Source organism: Sutcliffiella horikoshii (genome assembly GCF_019931755.1).
Classification (GTDB): Bacteria; Bacillota; Bacilli; order Bacillales; family Bacillaceae_I; genus Sutcliffiella_A; species Sutcliffiella_A horikoshii_E.
In genome coordinates this window covers 2,834,825-2,854,195 of the sequence record NZ_CP082918.1, presented here as the reverse complement: position 1 = coordinate 2,854,195, position 19,371 = coordinate 2,834,825, and the positions used below count along the sequence as shown (strand labels likewise).

Sequence of the window (19,371 nt, the reverse complement as noted above, 5' to 3'; positions counted from 1 at the left end):
AGGGGTCTGGTTTTTTTAAAATTTTTGAAGGAGGTTTAGGGATGGAAATCCTATATTGGGCTTTAATCATTGCATTATTTGTCATTGCTTTTGTTGGGTTGGTCTACCCAATCATTCCAAGTGTACTCTTTTTAGTAGGCGGTTTTCTCCTTTATGGAGTGTTTTTCTCTTTTGAAGAGTTGACTTTTCTATTCTGGACCATCACCGTGTTATTTGTCATTTTGCTATTTGTCGCAGACTATTTTGCGAACCTTTTAGGTGTGAAAAAGTTTGGCGGAAGCAACGCATCTATTTGGGGCAGTACCATCGGATTATTGATTGGGCCGTTTGTTATACCAATAGCAGGTATCATTCTAGGACCATTCTTGGGAGCGGTTATCGGCGAGCTTCTATTTAATAAAAATGGTTTTAAAGCATCCATGAAAGCCGGTTTTGGATCTGTGGTCGGCCTGTTCAGCAGTGCATTTGTTAAGGGGATCATCCAGGGGATTATGATCATTGTATTCTTTATTTTCATCTAAACAAGGTTATACTAGAAGTGTTTGAAAGAGATACATTTGTGTTATAGCAATAATATGTGCGAAGAAGGAGTGGGTGGCTTGAAAACGATTGGAGTCTTAACAAGTGGCGGTGACTCGCCTGGAATGAATGCGGCTGTCAGGGCTGTAGTAAGAAAAGCAATTTACCACAACTTAAATGTATATGGTATCTATCAAGGGTATGCTGGTCTTATGGCTGGTAACATCAAAAAATTGGAGCTTGGATCTGTAGGGGATATCATCCACCGTGGTGGAACTATACTATATACGGCTAGAAGTGAAGAATTCAAAACACTTGAAGGTCAGCAAAAAGGAATAGAACAGTTGAAAAAACATGGAATAGAAGGGCTTGTGGTTATTGGAGGAGATGGTTCTTACCGTGGAGCTCAGAAGCTTACAGAACATGGCTTTCCATGCATTGGTTTACCAGGAACCATTGACAATGATATTGCGGGAACAGATTATACCATTGGCTTCAATACGGCACTTCACACTGTGATAGATGCAATAGATAAAATTAGAGATACGGCAACCTCCCATGAACGTACATTCATTATTGAAGTAATGGGGCGCCATGCAGGGGACATCGCATTATGGGCTGGTCTTGCAGGTGGAGCAGAAACCATTATCATTCCAGAGATAGGGTTTAAACTGGAAGATGTAGTAGGCCGAATCAAGAGCGGACAAAAACGAGGTAAAAAGCATACCATCATTGTCCTTGCAGAAGGCGTTAGCAGTGGAGTGGATTTTGCTAAACTGATTGAAAGAGAAACACAATTAGAAACGAGGGTGTCTGTTCTCGGCCATATCCAAAGAGGCGGAACACCAACTGCATTTGACCGAGTTCTTTCAAGTCGTCTAGGCGGACGTGCTGTTGAGTTATTAATGGACGGAAAAGCTGGCAGGGCAGTGGGAATGGAAAAAAATCAGATTGTTGATTATTCATTTGATGAAGTATTCTCCATGCCTCACAACATTGATGAAAGTATGTATCGCTTGTCGCAGGAGTTATCTATCTAGCCCATAATAAATAATTTAATGAAGGCAAGCAGATTAATTGAAAGATTGTACAAGTTTTGGTAATCTGAAACTAACGGATCAAAAGGGTCATGCTTTTTTGATTCAAGTTTATTAATACATAACAATTAGGAGGAGATAATTATGGCATACGAACTACCACAATTACCTTATGCATACGACGCATTGGAGCCTCACATCGACAAAGAAACAATGAACATTCACCACACGAAGCATCACAATACTTACGTAACAGGTATTAACGCTGCACTTGAAGGACAAGCTGAACTTCAAGGTAAAAGTGTAGAGGAGTTAATCTCCAACATGGACGCTGTTCCTGAAAACATTAAAACAGCTGTACGCAACCACGGTGGCGGACATGCGAACCACAGCCTATTCTGGAACATCTTGACTCCAGGTGGTGCTACTTCTCCAAACGGTGAATTAGCAGACGCTCTTACTAGCAAATTCGGAAGCTTTGACAACTTCAAAGACGAATTCGCTAAAGCAGCAGCTACTCGTTTCGGATCTGGTTGGGCATGGTTAGTAGTAAACAACGGTGAACTTGAAATCACAAGCACACCAAACCAAGACTCTCCATTAATGGAAGGCAAGACTCCAGTTCTAGGCCTTGACGTTTGGGAGCACGCTTACTACCTAAACTACCAAAACCGTCGTCCTGACTACATCAACGCATTCTTCAACGTAATCAACTGGGATGTAGTAGGAAAACTTTACAACGAAGCAAAATAATTTCCAAACCAAAAACTCTCATCCCTAAGTGGATGGGAGTTTTTTTGTTAAAAGTGATGAGTGGATTGGAGCGGAAGGCACTCGACTCCAGCGGGGGAGTAACGGTAGATTGAGACCCCGCAACGAAGTGAGGAGGCTCAAGCACCGTCCCGCGGAAAGCGAGTGCCTGCAGCTGAAAGGAACGGCGACGTTCAAAAAGACCTTCCTAAGAAGTTCGAAAATCAAAGTACATAACTCCCACTCCTTTAAGCCACAATAAACGTAGATAAAGGAGCGGGGTAATAATGGCAGCACTAAAAAAACTAATCGGCGATGTCGAAGTCAACAAAGACCTGATGCTACTCTTAATCATCGGTGGACTCTACTCTCTCAGCATCGCTCTATCCAATACATTCGTAAATGTCTACCTATGGAAGCAATCAGGTGAATTCAGCGACCTGGGCTTCTATAATTTAGCAATAGTCGTCTTTCAGCCATTAACATTCATACTGGCAGGCAGATGGGCAAAAAAAATTGATCGCGTCATTGTGCTACGTTTAGGAGTCGTATTCTTAGCACTTTTTTATTTGTTTGTTTTGTTCATTGGAGACAAGGCTTCCACTTATTTATTACTTCTTGGAGCACTTCTTGGAATAGGTTATGGCTTTTACTGGCTTGCTTTCAATGTACTAACCTTTGAAATTACAGAGCCAGAAACCAGAGACTTCTTTAATGGATTTTTAGGAATTCTAACTTCAGTAGGTGGGATGATAGGACCCATTGCGGCTGGTTATATTATTTCGACATTAGAAAAATTCACAGGATACACCGTGATCTTCACCATTTCCCTTATATTGTTTTTTGCTGCGGTGATTTTAAGTTTATTTTTACAAAGACGCGGGGCAGAAGGAAGCTTTGAACTCCGACGCATCTTGCAGGAAAGAAAAAACAACGCAAACTGGGGATACATAACAAATGCACACTTCTTCCAAGGGTTACGAGAAGGTACGTTCCTTTTTGCCATCTCCGTTTTGGTATTTATCACAACCAATAGTGAATTGGCACTTGGAACATTTGGACTGCTTAATTCAGCGGTGGCATTTGTCTGTTATTATCTGGCGACAAGGCTTATCAAGAAAGAGTTCCGGAAGAAAGCCATCCTCCTTGGAGGACTTATATTATACGGCTCTATTTTCTTTCTAATCTTTGAACTAACTTATGTGAAGCTGCTGATGTATGCAGTTACCATTGCAATTGCCTATCCATTGTTACTTGTTCCATATGTATCTTTAACATACGATGTGATCGGTAGAGGATGGAAAGCGGCAGAAATGCGGATTGAATATATTGTTGTAAGGGAAATATTCTTGAACTTAGGACGTATAACTTCTATTATTTTGTTTTTGATTGCCGTTATTTTTTTCGATACCCAAAAGAGTATCCCTATTCTTATTTGTGTAATTGGTGCAGGACATGCCTTGATTTATCCTTTCGTCCGAAAAGTAGAACTTGAACCCGTACCTGCTCCAAAGGAAGAACCACATCCAATTGTGACAACTTTGAGAGACGGGGAAGGAGAATCAACTCCTTAAAAGGGATTTAATAATAGAAATTTATTGCGATTTCCTATACAATAGATAAAGACACAGACACCTATACAGACTAACGTAGGTGTCTCTTACTTTTTATAAAACATGTTGCTTAATAAGCCTATCGAAATAATTAATGAAAAGGTGTAAAGTATGACCAATCAAAAGCAAAAAAAGAAAAAGAAGAATTATGTCCCCTCGCGCTTAAACCTCTTGTTTTTTGCGGTTTTTTTACTGTTCTCAGCTCTCATACTTAGACTTGGATTCGTCCAAATCGTTTTTGGAGAAGATTACAGAAAAGAAGTCGATCGGACGGAAAACGTTACGGTGAATACCTTGGTACCGAGAGGGAAAATTTATGATCGAAATGGTAATGTTGTAGTGGATAACACGCCATTAAATGCAATTACATATACTCGTATGCAATCAACAAGCCCAAAGGAACAATTGGAGGTTGCAAAAAAACTTTCTGAGATTATTACAATGGATACGGAAAAGGTTCAGGAGAGGGATAAAAAAGATTATTGGATCCTGACTCGTCCGGAAGAAGCGGCAAAATTGATAACGGATGAAGACCGAAAAAAAATTGCCGATGGTGATATGGAAGAAAGTGAGTTATATGATTTGCAATTAGATAGAATAACGAAAGAGCAATTAGCTGAAATAACAGAAGAAGAAAAAGAGGTACTGGCAATCTTTCGTGAATTTAATAAAGGTTATGCACTGACGCCACAGATTGTTAAGAACCAAGACGTAACTGCGAAGGAATTTGCAATGGTTAGTGAAATGCTGACAGACTTACCGGGTGTGGATATAACAACAGATTTCATCCGGTCTTACGCATATGGATCAACTTTGGATTCTGTTTTTGGAAAGGTTTCTACTTCAGAGTCTGGGATACCAAGTGAGAAAGTAGATGAATTCCTTGCACGTGGTTATAGTAGAAATGATCGAATTGGGACAAGTCAACTTGAAGCTCAATACGAAAATGTCTTACAAGGACAAAAGGCTAGAGTTCGGAATGTGACAGACACAGGTGGAAACCTGCTTCATCAAGAAAAAATTTATGATGGGCAACGTGGTAAAGATTTAATCTTGTCTGTTGATATGGAATTCCAGCAGAAAGTTGAAGAAATATTAGTAGAAGAAATGCTTCAAACACGAGCAACTCCAAGCGCCAAAGCAAGATTTTTAGATCGCGCTTTTGTTGTTGTGATGAACCCAAAAACTGGTGAAGTTTTGTCACTAGCAGGAAAGCAGTTAATTCGAGATGAAGAAGATGGGCAATTAAAAGTTTATGACAATGCATTAGGTGCGATTCAAGAAGCATATGAGCCAGGTTCAACTGTCAAAGGAGCCTCAGTTCTTGCCGGTTTCCAGCATGGGGTCATACAACCCGATTCTTATCTATATGACGCGCCAGTATATATCGGTCGTGGAAATGATGCACTGAAAAAAGCTTCTTACACGAATATGGGGAGCATTAATGATTTAACTGCTCTTGAAAGGTCTTCAAACGTGTATATGTTTAGAATTGCAATGGCTATCGCTGGTGCCAATTACCAGCCAAGGCAGCCATTATTTATTCCTCCAGCAGCCTATGATACATTCAGATCATATTTAGCCCAATTTGGATTAGGGGTGGAAACTGGCATTGACCTTCCTAGGGAATCTTCGGGAGTTGAAGGCACAGATACTAGTATCCCAGGTTTACTTCTGGATTTATCAATTGGACAGTATGATACTTATACTACTTTGCAATTAGCCCAATATGTTTCTACTATTGCCAACGGTGGCTATAGAATGAAGCCACAATTGGTCAGAGAAATAAGAGAACCTAATAATGATGGAGAAGGTTTGGGACGTTTGGTCGAACCCTTCCAGCCACAAGTGTTGAACAGAGTAGATATGTCAGATAGCCATATTAAAAGAGTTCAAGACGGCTTTATAAGGGTTTATCATGGATCAAGAGGAACTGCGAGCAGTTCGAAAATGAAGCAATATAAACCTGCAGGAAAATCTGGAACAGCAGAGTCAAGGTATATAGAGTACCTTCCTAATGGAGAACGACGCTCTTATGAAACGCTTAACTTTAATCTAGTAGGTTATGCTCCTTATGACGATCCAGAGATCGCTTTTGCCATCATGGTGCCTTATGCCTCTACTGACTTTAATGTAACAGGTGGAATAAGTACCCGAATTGGTGATGCTGTTATGGATGCTTACTTCAACCTAAAGAAAGAACGTGCAAAAGAGAAACCAGAAGATGTACAATCAGATGAAGATACAGAACAAAATAACGAAGAAGATGCAGAATAATAGTACAAAAGCACTCCAATCCGGGGTGCTTTTTTGTGTCGAATTACTCTTATAATCAATTTTCAATAAGAAACTCTCACTAAATTCCCCCATTATTCCCGATAAAACTACAAAAAAAACGACATTTACAAAACCTTTACACTTGATTCATACCCAGTTAACACACAAGTTATATTCTATTACTCGTAGGGCAAGATAAACAGAAACATCAACTAAAACAGAAACCTTAGGGGGAATTAAGAAATGAAAAGCTTCAAACGTTTTTTATTACTAGCAATCGTTGCATCACTTGCAGTATTCGCTGCAGCATGTGGAAACTCAAACAACGGATCTTCAGATGGAGCATCTGCTGAAGGTGGAGAAGAACTTGAAGGTAGTGTAGTAATTGATGGATCTGGTACAGTATTTCCTTTCATGTCATTAATGGCTGAAAAATACATGACAGAAGCTCAAGAAGGTGTATCTGTTGAAGTAAGTCGTGCTGGTACATCTGCAGGATTTAAGAAATTCCTTGTGGAAAACGGAACGGATTTCAACAACGCATCTCGCGAAATTAAAGAAGAAGAAACAGCACAAGCTGACGAACTTGGTATGGAAGTTAAAGAAATGAAAGTTGCACTTGACGGTTTAACAATCGTCATCAATAAAGAAAACGACTGGGCTACAGAATTAACAGAAGAAGACATTAAAAAAATCTTCTTAGCTGAAGGCAATATTAAAAACTGGTCTGATATCAACCCGGACTTCCCAAATGAGCCAATTAAAGCTTATGGTCCAAATGAAAACCACGGAACATATGAGTTCTTCTGGGAAACTATCCTTGAAGAAAAAGATTTAGTTGAAGGTGTTAACTTACAACAAGAATACTCTACACTAGTAGACCTTGTTTCTAAAGATAAAAACGCAATCGGATTCTTCGGTTATGGTTACTATGCAAGCAACACAGATAAATTAACAGCTGTGAAAGTCGACTTTGGTAACGGACCTGTAGAACCATCACTTGATACAATTGCTGAAGATGGCGACTACGCAAACTTTACTCGTCCAGTATTCACTTACTTGAACGTTGGTATGGCGAAAGAAAAGCCTCAAGTACTAGACTACGCAATCTACACAATGGAAAATGCACAAACTGTTGCAAGTGAAACAGGGTTTGCTCCGTTGACAGATGAAGAGATCAAAGCTTCTGTAGAAGAGCTTGAAGGTTTAAAGTAAGTTATCAGGGAAGATGAGGGGCTCCTTGCTGCTCATCTTCCTCTATGTATTTTGAAAAATAGGCTTTGGATGGTCCTTGTTACGTTAGGGTAAAGGATGAAAGGGGATTTCAAATTGGCTAATCAGAAAGATAGCATCAATGTCAGAGAGTTGATCAATGAGAAAAAGACTACTCTGAATACCAATAGATTTATTGAAGCGTTTGTGCCAAAATTTCTTTTAGGTATCGCGACGATTTCAATTTTTACAACGCTAGGTATCATATTTACTTTATTATTTGAGACAGTAGAATTCTTTTCTAGAGTTCCGTTTCTTGATTTCTTTACAGGTACACAATTAAAGCCTTTAGGGGATAATGCGCAATTTGGTGTACTGCCATTGTTGACAGGTACAATTATTTCCTCTGTTATAGCCATGGTAGTTGCAATCCCGATCGGTTTAATGAGTGCAGTATTCTTAAGCGAATATGCCTCAGATAGAGTAAGAAGAACGTTAAAACCAATCTTAGAGGTGCTAGCTGGTATTCCGACAATCGTTTACGGATTCTTTGCATTCACTTTCGTAACACCTCTATTAAGACAAATCATCCCTGGTTTAGAACCAACCAATATCCTCAGTCCAGGAATAGTAATGGGAATCATGATTATTCCAATGGTTGCCTCTTTATCAGAAGATGCGATGAGCTCCGTTCCTAATGCAATGAGAGAGGGAGCGTTAGCACTTGGATCAACGAAACTTGAGGTAGCTTGGAAAGTAGTCGTTCCTGCAGCTATGTCTGGAATTATCGCATCATTTGTTCTGGCTATTTCCCGTGCAATCGGTGAAACGATGATCGTAACGATTGCGAGCGGAAGTACGAAGAATTTTACGTTTGACGTCACACAATCTATGCAAACGATGACTGCATACATTGTGGAAGTAACCGGTGGAGATGCACCAGCTGGTTCAACTTTATATTATAGCTTGTATGCTGTTGCGATGACCTTGTTCGTGTTTACTCTTATCATGAACCTGATCGCCCAGTATATCTCTCGCAAGTATAGGGAGGAATATTAAGATGAAGTATGTTGATGCAGCACAAGTACGAAAGAAGATGAATTCTAGACTAACAGTGAACAATATTGCTAAATCATTATTTTTAGCAGCCACATTAATTGGTCTTGTTGTACTGGTGATCTTATTTTACCGTGTTATTTCGCAAAGTATGGGTTGGGTCGATCTTCAATTTATAACGAGTAAACTGTCTACCATGGCAGATCGAGCTGGAATCATGGGTGCCATCACGGGTACTTTATGGCTGATGATAGTGGTTGCACCAGTTACTTTGTTTCTTGGTGTCGGTACGGCTATCTATTTAGAAGAGTATGCAAAAAAAGGCCGCCTTCAACGCTTTTTACAGACGAATATTTCTAACTTAGCGGGTGTACCTTCGATTGTATTTGGTATCTTGGGATTAACTATTTTTGTAAGGGCAGCAGGACTTGGAAACATCGTTTTAGCCGGTGGACTTACAATGGCACTATTAGTTCTTCCTATCGTAGTTGTAGCAAGTCAAGAAGCGATTCGTTCTGTACCAGGTTACCTGAGAGAAGCATCTTATGGAATGGGTGCGACAAAATGGCAGACAATCAAGAATATCGTTTTGCCTGCTTCATTACCTGGTATTTTAACAGGAGTTATTCTAGCGTTATCCCGTGCGATTGGGGAAACTGCTCCACTAGTTGTATTGGGTATTCCGGCACTATTGATCCCGTTACCTGAAGGGATTTTTGATAAATTCACGGTCCTTCCAATGCAAATCTACTATTGGACGATTGACGCAGCTCTTGTGGCAGAATATGCGAACCTTGCCGCCGCAACTATCGTGGTATTACTTTTCATCTTATTAGTCATGAATTCCATTGCAGTCATTATTCGAAATAAATTTCAAAGAAGATTTTAATCCTAGGAGGAATCATCTATGCAAATTGCAGTGCCTGAACGTGAAACGAAGAACAATACTTCTTTTACAACCAACACCCCAAAAGACAAAAAAATTGTTTATGATACAAAAGATTTAAACCTTTGGTACGGTGAAAACCTGGCATTGAAAAATATCAACTTGCCAATTTACGAAAATGAAGTGACGGCGATCATCGGACCATCCGGTTGCGGTAAATCAACTTATATTAAAACATTAAATCGTATGGTGGAATTAGTACCAAGCGTAAAAGTTTCTGGTGATATCCTATATCGTGAAAAGAACATTTTAGGGAAATCGTATAAAGTGGAAGAACTAAGAACCAATGTAGGGATGGTATTCCAAAAGCCAAACCCGTTCCCTAAATCCATTTATGACAATATTGCTTATGGACCAAGAATTCATGGAATCCGAAACAAAAAAATCCTTGATGAAATTGTAGAAAAGAGTTTGCGAGGAGCAGCTATCTGGGATGAAGTGAAGGACCGTCTAAAAGAAAATGCCTATGGGCTATCTGGTGGGCAACAGCAGCGTTTATGTATTGCACGTTGCTTGGCTATCGAGCCGGATGTCATCTTAATGGATGAACCAACATCTGCACTTGACCCGATCTCTACCCTGAAAGTGGAAGAGCTTGTTCAGGAATTGAAAAAAGACTACAGTATTGTCATTGTAACGCACAACATGCAACAGGCTGCTCGTATATCCGACAGAACGGCTTTCTTCTTAAATGGGGAAGTTGTGGAATACTCAGAAACAGATAAATTATTCTCCAATCCAGCAGATAAGCGTACAGAAGACTATATTACTGGCCGTTTCGGATAATATAAGGTAGAGAGGAAGAGTAAGGTGGTATTACGTCAATTTCATGTAGATTTAGAAACGTTAAGAGACAAATTATTGGAACTCGGAAGTTTAGCTGAAATCGCAATGGGAAAATCCATTGATGCCTTAACAAATCAAAATGTAGATTTAGCACTTCAGATTATTGAAGAGGACAACAAGGCAGACCGTTTGGATGAAGAAATCAATGACTTTGCCATTCTGCTTATAGCCAAGCAACAGCCGGTGGCAATTGATTTGAGACGAATCTTTGTGGCGATTAAAATCTCCACTGATGTAGAACGTATCGCAGACTTTGCTGTAAATATTGCAAAGTCGACGATAAGAATTGGAAAAAATACGCAACCATTAATACAGATTGAAAAGATAGAAAAAATGCATAGCATCGCAACAGAAATGCTATCACTTGCTTTAAAGGCTTACTATGATGAAGATGTAGTACTTGCCAAAAAAGTAGCAGACATGGATGATCAAGTGGACGAGCTATACGGTCAAAACATTCGTGAACTATTACAGCTTACAAAAGATCATCCGGACATGATCCCTGAGATTACACAATTGAGTTTCATTTGCCGTTATATTGAGCGTATGGCAGATCACACAACCAATATTTCAGAGAATATCTTCTACCTTGTAAAAGGTAGCCACTATGAATTGAATGACTGATGAAGGGAGCTTTGTTCTTAATTGAACAGAGCTTTCTTATTTTTTTATTGAACAGGTTCTTATTGTCAGAATAAATAGACTTCAAGAATTTGTCTTTTTTATGAAGAATATACGAAAACAAGAGAAATGAAGAGAATTAAAGAGATTAAGAGAGATAAATTCCTATGTTTCCGTTTTCAAGCTAATTTTCAGGTTTCGAAATATGTGGTATGATTCTTTCTGTTGCAAACGGACCCGACTTTCTTGAGAGTAGAGAGTCACAAAACTAAATAACAAAGAAAGAGGTGTGCTATGAACGTAGCAAACTTAAAACAAGAATGGTTTGGTAACGTGCGTGGTGACGTACTTGCCGGTATGACCGTAGCATTAGCCCTCATTCCAGAAGCTATCGCATTCTCCATCATTGCGGGTGTAGACCCGATGGTAGGGTTATATGCGTCCTTCTGTATTGCTGTGGTTATCGCCTTTACTGGTGGAAGACCAGGGATGATTTCAGCTGCAACCGGAGCGATGGCATTACTGATGATTACATTGGTAGCTGATCACGGAGTGCAGTATCTATTCGCTGCCACCATCCTTACCGGTATCATTCAAATACTAATGGGTATCTTTAAGCTGGGCAAATATTTATCCTTTTTACCTCAAGCGGTAATCATCGGATTTGTTAATGCTCTAGCAATCTTAATCTTTATGGCTCAGTTGGAGCAATTTAAAGGTGTAACTTGGGTAATGTATGCTTTTGTAGCAGCAACACTTGCTATCATCTATATCTTACCTCGACTTACAAAAGCAATTCCTTCTGCATTATTTGCGATTGTAGTAATTACTGCAGTGGTCGTATTTGGTGGAGGATTCGGACTTTCAACGGTTGGTGATCAAGGGGAGATTACAAGAGCATTGCCAATCTTCAGTATCCCTATGGTTGAGTTATCGTGGGAAACATTCATGATCATCTTGCCTTATGCATTTACACTGGCAATCGTAGGTAACCTTGAGTCCCTACTAACTGCAACAATTGTAGATGAAATGACAGATACAAAGAGCAACAAGAACCGAGAAATGAAGGGTCAAGGTATTGCAAACGTCATAACTGGCTTCTTCGGTGGTATGGCTGGTTGTGCGATGATTGGACAATCTGTTATTAACGTTAAATCAGGTGGACGTGGAAGGCTTTCTGCCCTAGTCGCAGGTACATTCCTATTATTCCTGATTATGGTACTAGGTGATGTAGTTGTTCAAATACCAATGGCCGCACTTGTTGGAGTAATGATCATGGTTTCCATCGGTACATTTGACTGGCAGTCCATCCGCGAACTTCATAAAATACCTCGCGCTGATGCAGTAGTAATGATTGTTACAGTTGCCATTGTAGTTTATACACATGACCTTGCAAAGGGTGTAGCAGCTGGGGTTGTGCTGAGTGCATTAATCTTCGGTTGGAAGATGGCCAAAATCAAAGCAACGATGACGTTGAAAGAAGACGTCATGCATTATCAAATTACTGGACAAATGTTTTTTGGAACAATGAGTCACTTTGTCGATTTATTCGATTACAACAATGATCCAAAAGAAATTGTCATTGATTTCAGTAACACTCATATTTGGGATCAATCTGCAGTAACCGCAATTTCCAAAACGGTACAAAAATATCAAAGGCTTGGTAAAAATGTCAACATCGTGGGCCTAAATGATGAAAGTAAAACACTTATAGACAGAGTAGGTTTATCCGCTACATCTGGACATTAATTAATAAATAATTGACGGGACAATTCATTTTGTCCCGTTTTTTGTGCGTAATAAAGACATAATAAAAAGGGACCTCTTTGGCCCTATGAAGTGTGATGAAAAAAAGAAAAGAACGCGGCTATCGAAGCCATCATTGATTTGGATTTTTTAACTTTTTGTTTTAGGTCTATTTTTGCTTCTTCTTGTTCCACATGAAGGTTCTGAAAAGCTCGTCGTCTGTACTGATAGTCCATCATAACACAGCATCACCTTTCCAACTCATATGTTTTTGGAAGCGTTTTCTTAAGTAGATTATATCAATTGACAGATAATTCTGCAATTATTCTTCACAATTTCTTTACAAAAGAAAGGTTGAAACCAACATATAAGTGTTTTATTATATAAGCATATTGTTATATAAGTGTTTGTTTATATTACTTATCTTTTCCAAAGGCAGGTGTACGTATGCAACATGTATTGAAAATGGAAGAAGCGGCAGGCACGCTGAAAATTTTAGGTGATAAAACAAGGCTTTCCATGTTGGCACTTCTACAAGATCACGATTGTTGCGTTTGTGAGTTTGTCGAGATTTTTCAAATGAGCCAACCTTCCATCAGCCAGCATGTGAAGAAATTAAAAGAAGTTGCCCTGGTGAAAGAATCAAGAAAAGGTCAGTGGATCATGTATTCCATTAATACGGAACATCCACACTATGGATTAATCACTTCGATTCTGGCGCATGTTCCTTCGCTTGAAGAGAAGATGAAAGAGCTGGAGGAAAAAGGACTTAGAATTACTTGTTGTTAGTTTAGGGGGGATTTATTTGCTGGATATTATTTTGGCATCTGTGATTTTTTTACTTACATTAGTTTTTGTTATCTGGCAACCTAAAGGATTGTCTATCGGGTGGTCAGCCTGTGGGGGGGCACTACTGGCATTGCTTTTTGGTGTTGTAACTTTTACAGACGTCATTGATGTGACAAGCATTGTTTGGAATGCAACATTGACGTTTGTGGCTTTGATTATCATATCCCTCATTTTAGATGAAGTCGGCTTCTTTGAATGGTCGGCGCTGCACATGGCGAGATTTGCCAAAGGTAGCGGAGTAAGGATGTTCATCTACATCACCTTGCTTGGAGCGATTGTTGCAGCATTCTTCGCAAATGATGGTGCCGCACTTATTCTGACACCGATTGTTCTGGCAATGGTGAGGAATTTACAGTTTAAAGAGAAGATGATTTTACCGTTTATCATGGCTAGTGGATTTATCGCGGACACTACTTCGTTACCACTAGTGGTTAGTAACCTTGTGAACATCGTTTCAGCAGACTTCTTTGATATAGGGTTTGTGGAATATGCTTCACGAATGATTGTTCCGAACTTCTTTGCGCTTGGTGCAAGTATCGTGGTGCTTTACTTGTTCTTCCGTAAAAGCATTCCGGAAAATTATGATTTGTCCGTATTGAAAGCACCTAGAGAAGCGATTAAAGATGTAAAGCTTTTTAATTTATCATGGATTGTACTTACGGTCCTACTTGTCGGATACTTCGCAAGTGAATTTGCAGGCATTCCGGTTTCGTTCGTAGCAGCATCTGTCGCTATCATTTTTCTATTAATAAGCAGAAACAGCCCTGTTATTCATACGAAACAAATTTTGAAAGGTGCGCCATGGGCAATCGTATTCTTCTCGATTGGGATGTACGTGGTGGTGTATGGCCTAAGAAATGTAGGCTTGACCAATATATTAACAGACGTTATCCAAATGGCAGCAGATGAAGGGCTGTTCGTTGCAACCATATCAATGGGTTTCATTGCAGCTATCCTTTCATCCTTCATGAATAACATGCCAACTGTCATGATTGACGCTATTGCAATCAAAGATACAGCAACAACTGGAACCATCCGAGAAGCATTGATCTATGCCAATGTCATCGGATCTGACCTTGGTCCAAAAATAACGCCAATCGGTTCCTTGGCAACCCTTTTATGGTTACATGTATTAAGCCTGAAAGGTGTAAAAATCAGTTGGGGATACTACTTCAAAGTAGGTATCATCCTCACCATACCAACCCTATTCATCACGCTATTAGGCCTATACTTCTGGCTTTTAATAATTGGTTAACTAACTAAAACAAAAAGGAGTTTTTCAACATGACTAAAAAAACAATCTACTTCCTATGCACAGGTAACTCTTGCCGCAGCCAAATGGCAGAAGGCTGGGGAAAAAAATATCTAAGTGACGAGTGGGACGTATACTCCGCAGGTATCGAAGCACACGGTGTGAACCCAAAAGCAGTAAAAGCAATGAATGAAGTGGACGTGGACATCACCAACCAAACTTCTGACACAATCGATCCTGAAATCTTGAAAAAAGCAGATCTAGTCGTAACACTTTGCGGTCATGCAGCAGATGTTTGTCCGGCAACACCACCAAACAAAGAGAGAGTACACTGGGGCTTTGATGACCCTGCCAAAGCAGAAGGAACAGAGGAAGAGAAGTGGAAATTCTTCCAACGTGTACGTGACGAAATCGGCGACAGAATCAAGACGTTTGCTGAGACAGGAAAATAATAAAAATGGCCGAGTGTAATATCCTCGGCTATTTTTTCTATATCAATAAGTTTGGAAAGGGGAAATGAGAAATGGCTAAAATTGAAATTTTTGACCCGGCAATGTGTTGCGCAACAGGAGTATGTGGTCCAAGTGTCGACCCTGAACTGACAAGATTTGCAAGTGCTGTTTTTTCCTTACAGCAAAAAGGAATGGAAGTCATCCGCTATAATTTAGGCTCAGAGCCTGAACCGTTTGTAACGAACCAAAAGGTGAATGATCTACTGATGGAAAAGGGACCTGAATGCCTTCCGATTGTGCTTGTAAATGGTGAAGTGATGAAGGTGGCTGATTATCCTACCAATGAGGAATTTGCAGAATGGTCTGGTGTGAAAGTAGATGAATTGGCTCATGAAAAGCCGAAGAAAAAACTGAATATCACTTTAAACTCTATTAACTAGGAAGGTGGCTTTATGCTCCCAACATTTCAACCCGCAAAAGACATAGAGACTCCATATTTATTTTTTACAGGTAAAGGTGGGGTGGGAAAAACGTCCACAGCCTGTGCCACTTCTATCGCTCTTGCAGAACAAGGCAAGCAAGTGTTGATTGTAAGTACGGACCCAGCCTCTAACCTGCAAGATGTATTTGGAATCGAATTGACGAATGATATTTCTGAAATACCAGGTGTTGAAAGGCTCTATGCTTGCAATCTCGATCCTGAGGAAGCGGCAAGAGAGTACCGTGAAAATGTAATTGGTCCTTATAAGGGAAAACTCCCTGAATCGGTTGTAGCAACCATGGAGGAACAGTTATCTGGGGCCTGCACGGTAGAAATAGCAGCCTTTGATCAGTTTTCCACTTTACTTACACAAAAAGAGATTACCGAAAAATTTGATGTGATTATATTTGATACAGCACCAACCGGGCATACCCTTAGGTTATTGTCCTTGCCGTCTGCTTGGAACAATTTTCTCGAGGAAAGTACCCATGGAGCTTCGTGTTTAGGACCTCTTTCAGGGCTTGCTGCCAAAAAGGAGCTGTATGAACGGACAGTAAAAGCACTATCCAATCCATCACAGACTCAATTGTTTCTGGTAACGCGACCTGATGAATCCCCCATCATAGAAGCTGCACGTGCTTCCAAAGAGTTAAAGGAGATTGGCCTGGACAATCAAAAGCTGATCGTTAATGGTCTAATGGAAAAACCAGTTATGAATGATGAGGTATCCTTGGCGTTTTTTGAAAAGCAACAGAAAGCAATGGGTATTGCTATGAACCAATTCAAAGAGATACCGATGACCTATCTACCATATATATCGTATTCATTAACAGGGATAGGTCCGTTAAAAGCCTGGTTAAATGGAGAAACGGTTCAAGTGGACGAAATGGGTAAGGTCAACGCTGAAATGCTTACAGTACTCTCCAATTTTGACCAAGTGGCTGAGGATATCATAAATCAGAATCTGCGTGTGATATTCACAATGGGGAAAGGCGGCGTAGGAAAAACAACCCTTGCAGCAAAACTTGCTGTGAAACTCGCGGAAAAAGAGATGAAAGTTCATCTCACTACGACAGATCCTGCAGCCCATTTGGAACATGCATTAAATGACAAATCTATGCTTGAGCATATAACGGTCAGTAAAGTGGACCCAAAAGCTGAAGTGGAAGCATATAAAAAGCAAGTGCTACAACAGGCAGGAGATGGATTAACCGAGGAGCAACTTGCATACCTTGAGGAAGATCTTAATTCACCATGTACCGAGGAAATAGCGGTATTCCAGAAGTTTGCGAACATAGTTGGCAAGGCGGACCAGGAAGTGGTTATCATCGATACAGCACCAACCGGTCATACTTTGCTGCTTCTCGATGCGGCCCAATCCTATCAAAAGGAATTACTGCGCTCTACAGGCGAGGTTCCAAAAGAAGTGCAAAACCTTCTTCCGCGCCTAAGAAATCCCGAAGAGACAGCGGTACTCATTGTAACCCTTCCCGAAGCAACACCTGTTCTCGAGGCAGAAAGGTTACATGCTGACCTGGAGCGAGCATCAATAACCCCTCGGTGGTGGATCATCAATCAGAGTTTTGCCTTTACAGAAACAAATGATCCATTGTTATCAGGTAGAGGTAAACATGAACTGCCATGGATCGAGAGAGTGAATGATTCGAAAGACAAGTGCGCCATTCTACCATGGGAAAAAGAGAACCTGTTATAAGGAGTGAAGGAATATGACAAACGAAAAAAATTATCAGGCATTATTGGAGAATGTTTTTATCGGAGGAGCAGATCAAGCTAAAGACGCTCACACAAATGAAAACCTAGATGTTATCATAGACTTGCGTGCCGAAACGGATAATGTGGAAGACAATCTTCCTCGAATCCACATGCCAATCGTGGACGATGCAGCAAAACAGGATGAATCAGTGAAGGATGCCATTGAATATGTGGTACAGGCCCAACAAGAAGGAAAGAAAGTGTACTTCCATTGCTCTGGCGGGCGTAACAGAACAGGCACCGTTGCCATGGGTACCTTGCTTCACATGGGGAAAGCTAGTACTGTGGAAGAAGCGGAAAAGCTTGCAACTTCCATCCGACCTGTCATTAATGTAAAGCCAGAGTTAAAAGAAGTGCTTCAGAACATGTATGAAAAACACTAATAGCAAAATAAGAAGAAGGTAGGTGACTGGCCGTGAAGGTTTCAAACGAAGCAAGAGACGTGCTAACTGATGTCCTGCGTGAAAACGGGGCAAGCAATATACGTGTCTACTTTGCAGGCTGGGGCTGAGGAAGCCCACAATTAGGATTGTCTCTGGATGAGGCAAAAGCAGATGATAAAGTGGAAACATTAAATACAATAAAAGTCGCAATCGATCCGAAAATCGAAAGCATGACAACGGAACTTGTCCTGGATGTTCAAGAAACTCCGCAAGGAAAAGGACTTGTGTTGTTGGGGATGAAGGATAGCGATTGTTGTTAAAATGAAAAAAAGAGTAAGCGTGAAGATGCGTTTGCTCTTTTTTAGTCAAGCGGTTATCATTTTTATTTCATAAGTAAATGGGAAAATAATTTGTTAATACTATATTAGAGGTTAAAAGAAAGTGAAGGTGTTGATTATATGAAAGCGGTCCAAGTAACAGGATATGGGGATGTTGATATGTTGGAAGTAGTAGACATACCCATACCTGATCCAAAAGAAAATGAAGTGCTTGTTAAAGTGAAAGCCTGTGCGATTAATAATACAGAAATCTGGATGAGAGAAGGAGCCTACGGTACTGGTTCTAAGTCCGGATGGAGGCCAGAAGGAGTGCAATTCCCACGTACACCTGGATCCGACATATCTGGAACGATAGTGAAAGTTGGAGCTTTGGTGGAAGAATCTATGGTTGGAAAAGATGTTGTCTTGTTCCCTTTTACCTCTAGTGGAAAAGAAGGAGAGGAACATATTTCAGAAGATATGTCCTTTATAGGTTCGGAATATGATGGTGGATATGCGGAATACGTCGTGTGGCCTGCTGAGCTATGTTTAGATATGCCTCTTCCAAGTTATGAGGAAAGTGCAGTATTTTCCGTAAGCGGATTAACTGCATGGCATATGGTCAAACAAATACATATTCAACCTGGCGAAACTATAATGGTAACTGGTGCAAACGGCGGGGTTGGTTCGTTAAATGTACAAATCGCTTCCAAAGTCTTCGGCGCGAAAGTGATTGCAATTGTAGGGGACCTAAATGGTGAGGAAAGAATGAAGGAATTAGGTGCGACCCATGTTTTATCTTATAAATCCGAGAATCTTTCTGAAGAAATCCTTGAAGTGAATGGGGGACCAATAGACTCGGTTTTAGATGTAGTAGGCGATGCTTTATTCCCTACATCCCTTCAAGTGTTAAAGAAAGGCGGGAAGTTCTGCATATCAGGCTCTGCTGGTGGTCAGAAGACAAAACTAGACTTTAGAACGTTGTATCTTAAACATATTACAATGTATGGCTCGGTGTTAGGGACGAGAGAAGAATTTAAAGATATGCTTCAGGCGATAGCTGAAGGTAAAATTAAGCCTGTCATTGATAAAGCATTTCCATTAGAGAAAGCGAAAGAGGCCCAAATATACTTTAAGGAAAAGGGGAAGTTAGGGAAAATTTTGTTATTGCCGGAAGAATAATATATATAGACAGCGCTAATTGAAATGAATTAGCGCTGATATTATGAAAAAATAGTTGC

General features: G+C 40.2%; 20 protein-coding genes. 19 read left to right on the top strand and 1 reads right to left on the bottom strand.

Annotated features, from left to right (window positions below; all coding sequences use genetic code 11):
* Nucleotides 1–41: 41 nt before the first annotated feature.
* The 11 genes from K7887_RS14745 (at nt 42) to K7887_RS14695 (ending at nt 12,626) form a co-directional block, all read left to right on the top strand.
* On the top strand, nt 42–521 hold the full coding sequence (locus K7887_RS14745; protein ID WP_223490225.1) for a DUF456 domain-containing protein: 480 nt from the start codon (nt 42–44) through the stop codon (nt 519–521).
* A gap of 78 nt (nt 522–599) precedes the next feature.
* Nucleotides 600–1,559, top strand: a complete 960-nt coding sequence (pfkA, locus tag K7887_RS14740; protein ID WP_223490224.1) for a 6-phosphofructokinase — start codon at nt 600–602, stop codon at nt 1,557–1,559.
* Nucleotides 1,560–1,700: 141 nt separating this feature from the next.
* Entirely contained in the window at nt 1,701–2,309 is a 609-nt protein-coding gene (locus K7887_RS14735) for a superoxide dismutase (RefSeq protein ID WP_148987616.1), read from the top strand.
* 284 nt (nt 2,310–2,593) lie between these two features.
* Nucleotides 2,594–3,880: an MFS transporter gene (locus tag K7887_RS14730; RefSeq protein ID WP_223490223.1), complete on the top strand. Its 1,287-nt coding sequence runs from the start codon at nt 2,594–2,596 to the stop codon at nt 3,878–3,880.
* Nucleotides 3,881–4,030: 150 nt separating this feature from the next.
* Nucleotides 4,031–6,196 (top strand): peptidoglycan D,D-transpeptidase FtsI family protein, encoded by a 2,166-nt coding sequence (locus tag K7887_RS14725; RefSeq protein ID WP_223490222.1) that lies wholly within the window; start codon nt 4,031–4,033, stop codon nt 6,194–6,196.
* 243 nt (nt 6,197–6,439) lie between these two features.
* Nucleotides 6,440–7,411 carry a PstS family phosphate ABC transporter substrate-binding protein gene (locus tag K7887_RS14720; RefSeq protein WP_223490221.1) on the top strand — a complete coding sequence of 324 codons (972 nt, stop codon included), beginning with the start codon at nt 6,440–6,442 and terminating at the stop codon, nt 7,409–7,411.
* A 96-nt stretch (nt 7,412–7,507) separates the two neighbouring features.
* On the top strand, nt 7,508–8,467 hold the full coding sequence (pstC, locus tag K7887_RS14715; RefSeq protein WP_223490219.1) for a phosphate ABC transporter permease subunit PstC: 960 nt from the start codon (nt 7,508–7,510) through the stop codon (nt 8,465–8,467).
* Nucleotide 8,468: 1 nt separating this feature from the next.
* Nucleotides 8,469–9,353: a phosphate ABC transporter permease PstA gene (pstA, locus tag K7887_RS14710; protein ID WP_223490217.1), complete on the top strand. Its 885-nt coding sequence runs from the start codon at nt 8,469–8,471 to the stop codon at nt 9,351–9,353.
* 18 nt (nt 9,354–9,371) lie between these two features.
* Nucleotides 9,372–10,196, top strand: a complete 825-nt coding sequence (gene pstB, locus K7887_RS14705) for a phosphate ABC transporter ATP-binding protein PstB (protein WP_223490215.1) — start codon at nt 9,372–9,374, stop codon at nt 10,194–10,196.
* Nucleotides 10,197–10,220: 24 nt separating this feature from the next.
* Nucleotides 10,221–10,880 (top strand): phosphate signaling complex protein PhoU, encoded by a 660-nt coding sequence (gene phoU, locus K7887_RS14700; protein WP_223490212.1) that lies wholly within the window; start codon nt 10,221–10,223, stop codon nt 10,878–10,880.
* 291 nt (nt 10,881–11,171) lie between these two features.
* On the top strand, nt 11,172–12,626 hold the full coding sequence (locus K7887_RS14695; protein ID WP_223490211.1) for a SulP family inorganic anion transporter: 1,455 nt from the start codon (nt 11,172–11,174) through the stop codon (nt 12,624–12,626).
* A gap of 83 nt (nt 12,627–12,709) precedes the next feature.
* Here K7887_RS14695 and K7887_RS14690 read toward each other — a convergent pair whose 3' ends face one another.
* A complete protein-coding gene (locus K7887_RS14690; RefSeq protein WP_223490209.1) occupies nt 12,710–12,862 on the bottom strand; it encodes a hypothetical protein in 153 nt (50 codons plus the stop codon).
* A 208-nt stretch (nt 12,863–13,070) separates the two neighbouring features.
* On the opposite strand from K7887_RS14690, the gene K7887_RS14685 reads away from it, so the two are divergent.
* From K7887_RS14685 to K7887_RS14650, 8 genes are all read left to right on the top strand, one after another.
* Nucleotides 13,071–13,412, top strand: coding sequence for an ArsR/SmtB family transcription factor (locus K7887_RS14685; protein WP_223490207.1), 342 nt, complete (start codon nt 13,071–13,073; stop codon nt 13,410–13,412).
* Between the two features lie 16 nt (nt 13,413–13,428).
* Nucleotides 13,429–14,727, top strand: coding sequence for an arsenic transporter (locus tag K7887_RS14680; RefSeq protein ID WP_317849212.1), 1,299 nt, complete (start codon nt 13,429–13,431; stop codon nt 14,725–14,727).
* Nucleotides 14,728–14,756: 29 nt separating this feature from the next.
* Nucleotides 14,757–15,176 (top strand): arsenate reductase (thioredoxin), encoded by a 420-nt coding sequence (gene arsC, locus K7887_RS14675; RefSeq protein ID WP_223490206.1) that lies wholly within the window; start codon nt 14,757–14,759, stop codon nt 15,174–15,176.
* Nucleotides 15,177–15,247: 71 nt separating this feature from the next.
* Nucleotides 15,248–15,616, top strand: coding sequence for an arsenite efflux transporter metallochaperone ArsD (gene arsD / locus K7887_RS14670; RefSeq protein WP_223490205.1), 369 nt, complete (start codon nt 15,248–15,250; stop codon nt 15,614–15,616).
* 12 nt (nt 15,617–15,628) lie between these two features.
* Nucleotides 15,629–17,371: an arsenical pump-driving ATPase gene (gene arsA / locus K7887_RS14665; RefSeq protein ID WP_223490204.1), complete on the top strand. Its 1,743-nt coding sequence runs from the start codon at nt 15,629–15,631 to the stop codon at nt 17,369–17,371.
* 13 nt (nt 17,372–17,384) lie between these two features.
* On the top strand, nt 17,385–17,813 hold the full coding sequence (locus K7887_RS14660; RefSeq protein ID WP_223490202.1) for a protein-tyrosine phosphatase family protein: 429 nt from the start codon (nt 17,385–17,387) through the stop codon (nt 17,811–17,813).
* A 146-nt stretch (nt 17,814–17,959) separates the two neighbouring features.
* Nucleotides 17,960–18,133 carry a hypothetical protein gene (locus K7887_RS14655; RefSeq protein WP_223490200.1) on the top strand — a complete coding sequence of 58 codons (174 nt, stop codon included), beginning with the start codon at nt 17,960–17,962 and terminating at the stop codon, nt 18,131–18,133.
* A gap of 138 nt (nt 18,134–18,271) precedes the next feature.
* The gene (locus K7887_RS14650) at nt 18,272–19,312 is read left to right on the top strand and encodes a zinc-binding dehydrogenase (protein WP_223490198.1); all 1,041 of its coding nucleotides are present in this window, start codon (nt 18,272–18,274) and stop codon (nt 19,310–19,312) included.
* Nucleotides 19,313–19,371 lie beyond the last annotated feature (59 nt).

Excerpts from the sequence above, each read along its gene's own strand:
- arsC (WP_223490206.1), top strand. The coding sequence starts at position 14,757 with ATGACTAAAAAAACAATCTACTTCCTATGCACAGGTAACTCTTGCCGC.
- pstA (WP_223490217.1), top strand. The coding sequence starts at position 8,469 with ATGAAGTATGTTGATGCAGCACAAGTACGAAAGAAGATGAATTCTAGA.
- K7887_RS14650 (WP_223490198.1), top strand. The coding sequence starts at position 18,272 with ATGAAAGCGGTCCAAGTAACAGGATATGGGGATGTTGATATGTTGGAA.
- pstB (WP_223490215.1), top strand. The coding sequence starts at position 9,372 with ATGCAAATTGCAGTGCCTGAACGTGAAACGAAGAACAATACTTCTTTT.
- K7887_RS14730 (WP_223490223.1), top strand. The coding sequence starts at position 2,594 with ATGGCAGCACTAAAAAAACTAATCGGCGATGTCGAAGTCAACAAAGAC.
- K7887_RS14735 (WP_148987616.1), top strand. The coding sequence starts at position 1,701 with ATGGCATACGAACTACCACAATTACCTTATGCATACGACGCATTGGAG.
- K7887_RS14725 (WP_223490222.1), top strand. The coding sequence starts at position 4,031 with ATGACCAATCAAAAGCAAAAAAAGAAAAAGAAGAATTATGTCCCCTCG.
- arsA (WP_223490204.1), top strand. The coding sequence starts at position 15,629 with ATGCTCCCAACATTTCAACCCGCAAAAGACATAGAGACTCCATATTTA.
- K7887_RS14685 (WP_223490207.1), top strand. The coding sequence starts at position 13,071 with ATGCAACATGTATTGAAAATGGAAGAAGCGGCAGGCACGCTGAAAATT.
- K7887_RS14745 (WP_223490225.1), top strand. The coding sequence starts at position 42 with ATGGAAATCCTATATTGGGCTTTAATCATTGCATTATTTGTCATTGCT.
- K7887_RS14660 (WP_223490202.1), top strand. The coding sequence starts at position 17,385 with ATGACAAACGAAAAAAATTATCAGGCATTATTGGAGAATGTTTTTATC.
- K7887_RS14695 (WP_223490211.1), top strand. The coding sequence starts at position 11,172 with ATGAACGTAGCAAACTTAAAACAAGAATGGTTTGGTAACGTGCGTGGT.
- pstC (WP_223490219.1), top strand. The coding sequence starts at position 7,508 with ATGAAAGGGGATTTCAAATTGGCTAATCAGAAAGATAGCATCAATGTC.
- arsD (WP_223490205.1), top strand. The coding sequence starts at position 15,248 with ATGGCTAAAATTGAAATTTTTGACCCGGCAATGTGTTGCGCAACAGGA.
- K7887_RS14720 (WP_223490221.1), top strand. The coding sequence starts at position 6,440 with ATGAAAAGCTTCAAACGTTTTTTATTACTAGCAATCGTTGCATCACTT.
- K7887_RS14690 (WP_223490209.1), bottom strand. The coding sequence starts at position 12,862 with ATGATGGACTATCAGTACAGACGACGAGCTTTTCAGAACCTTCATGTG.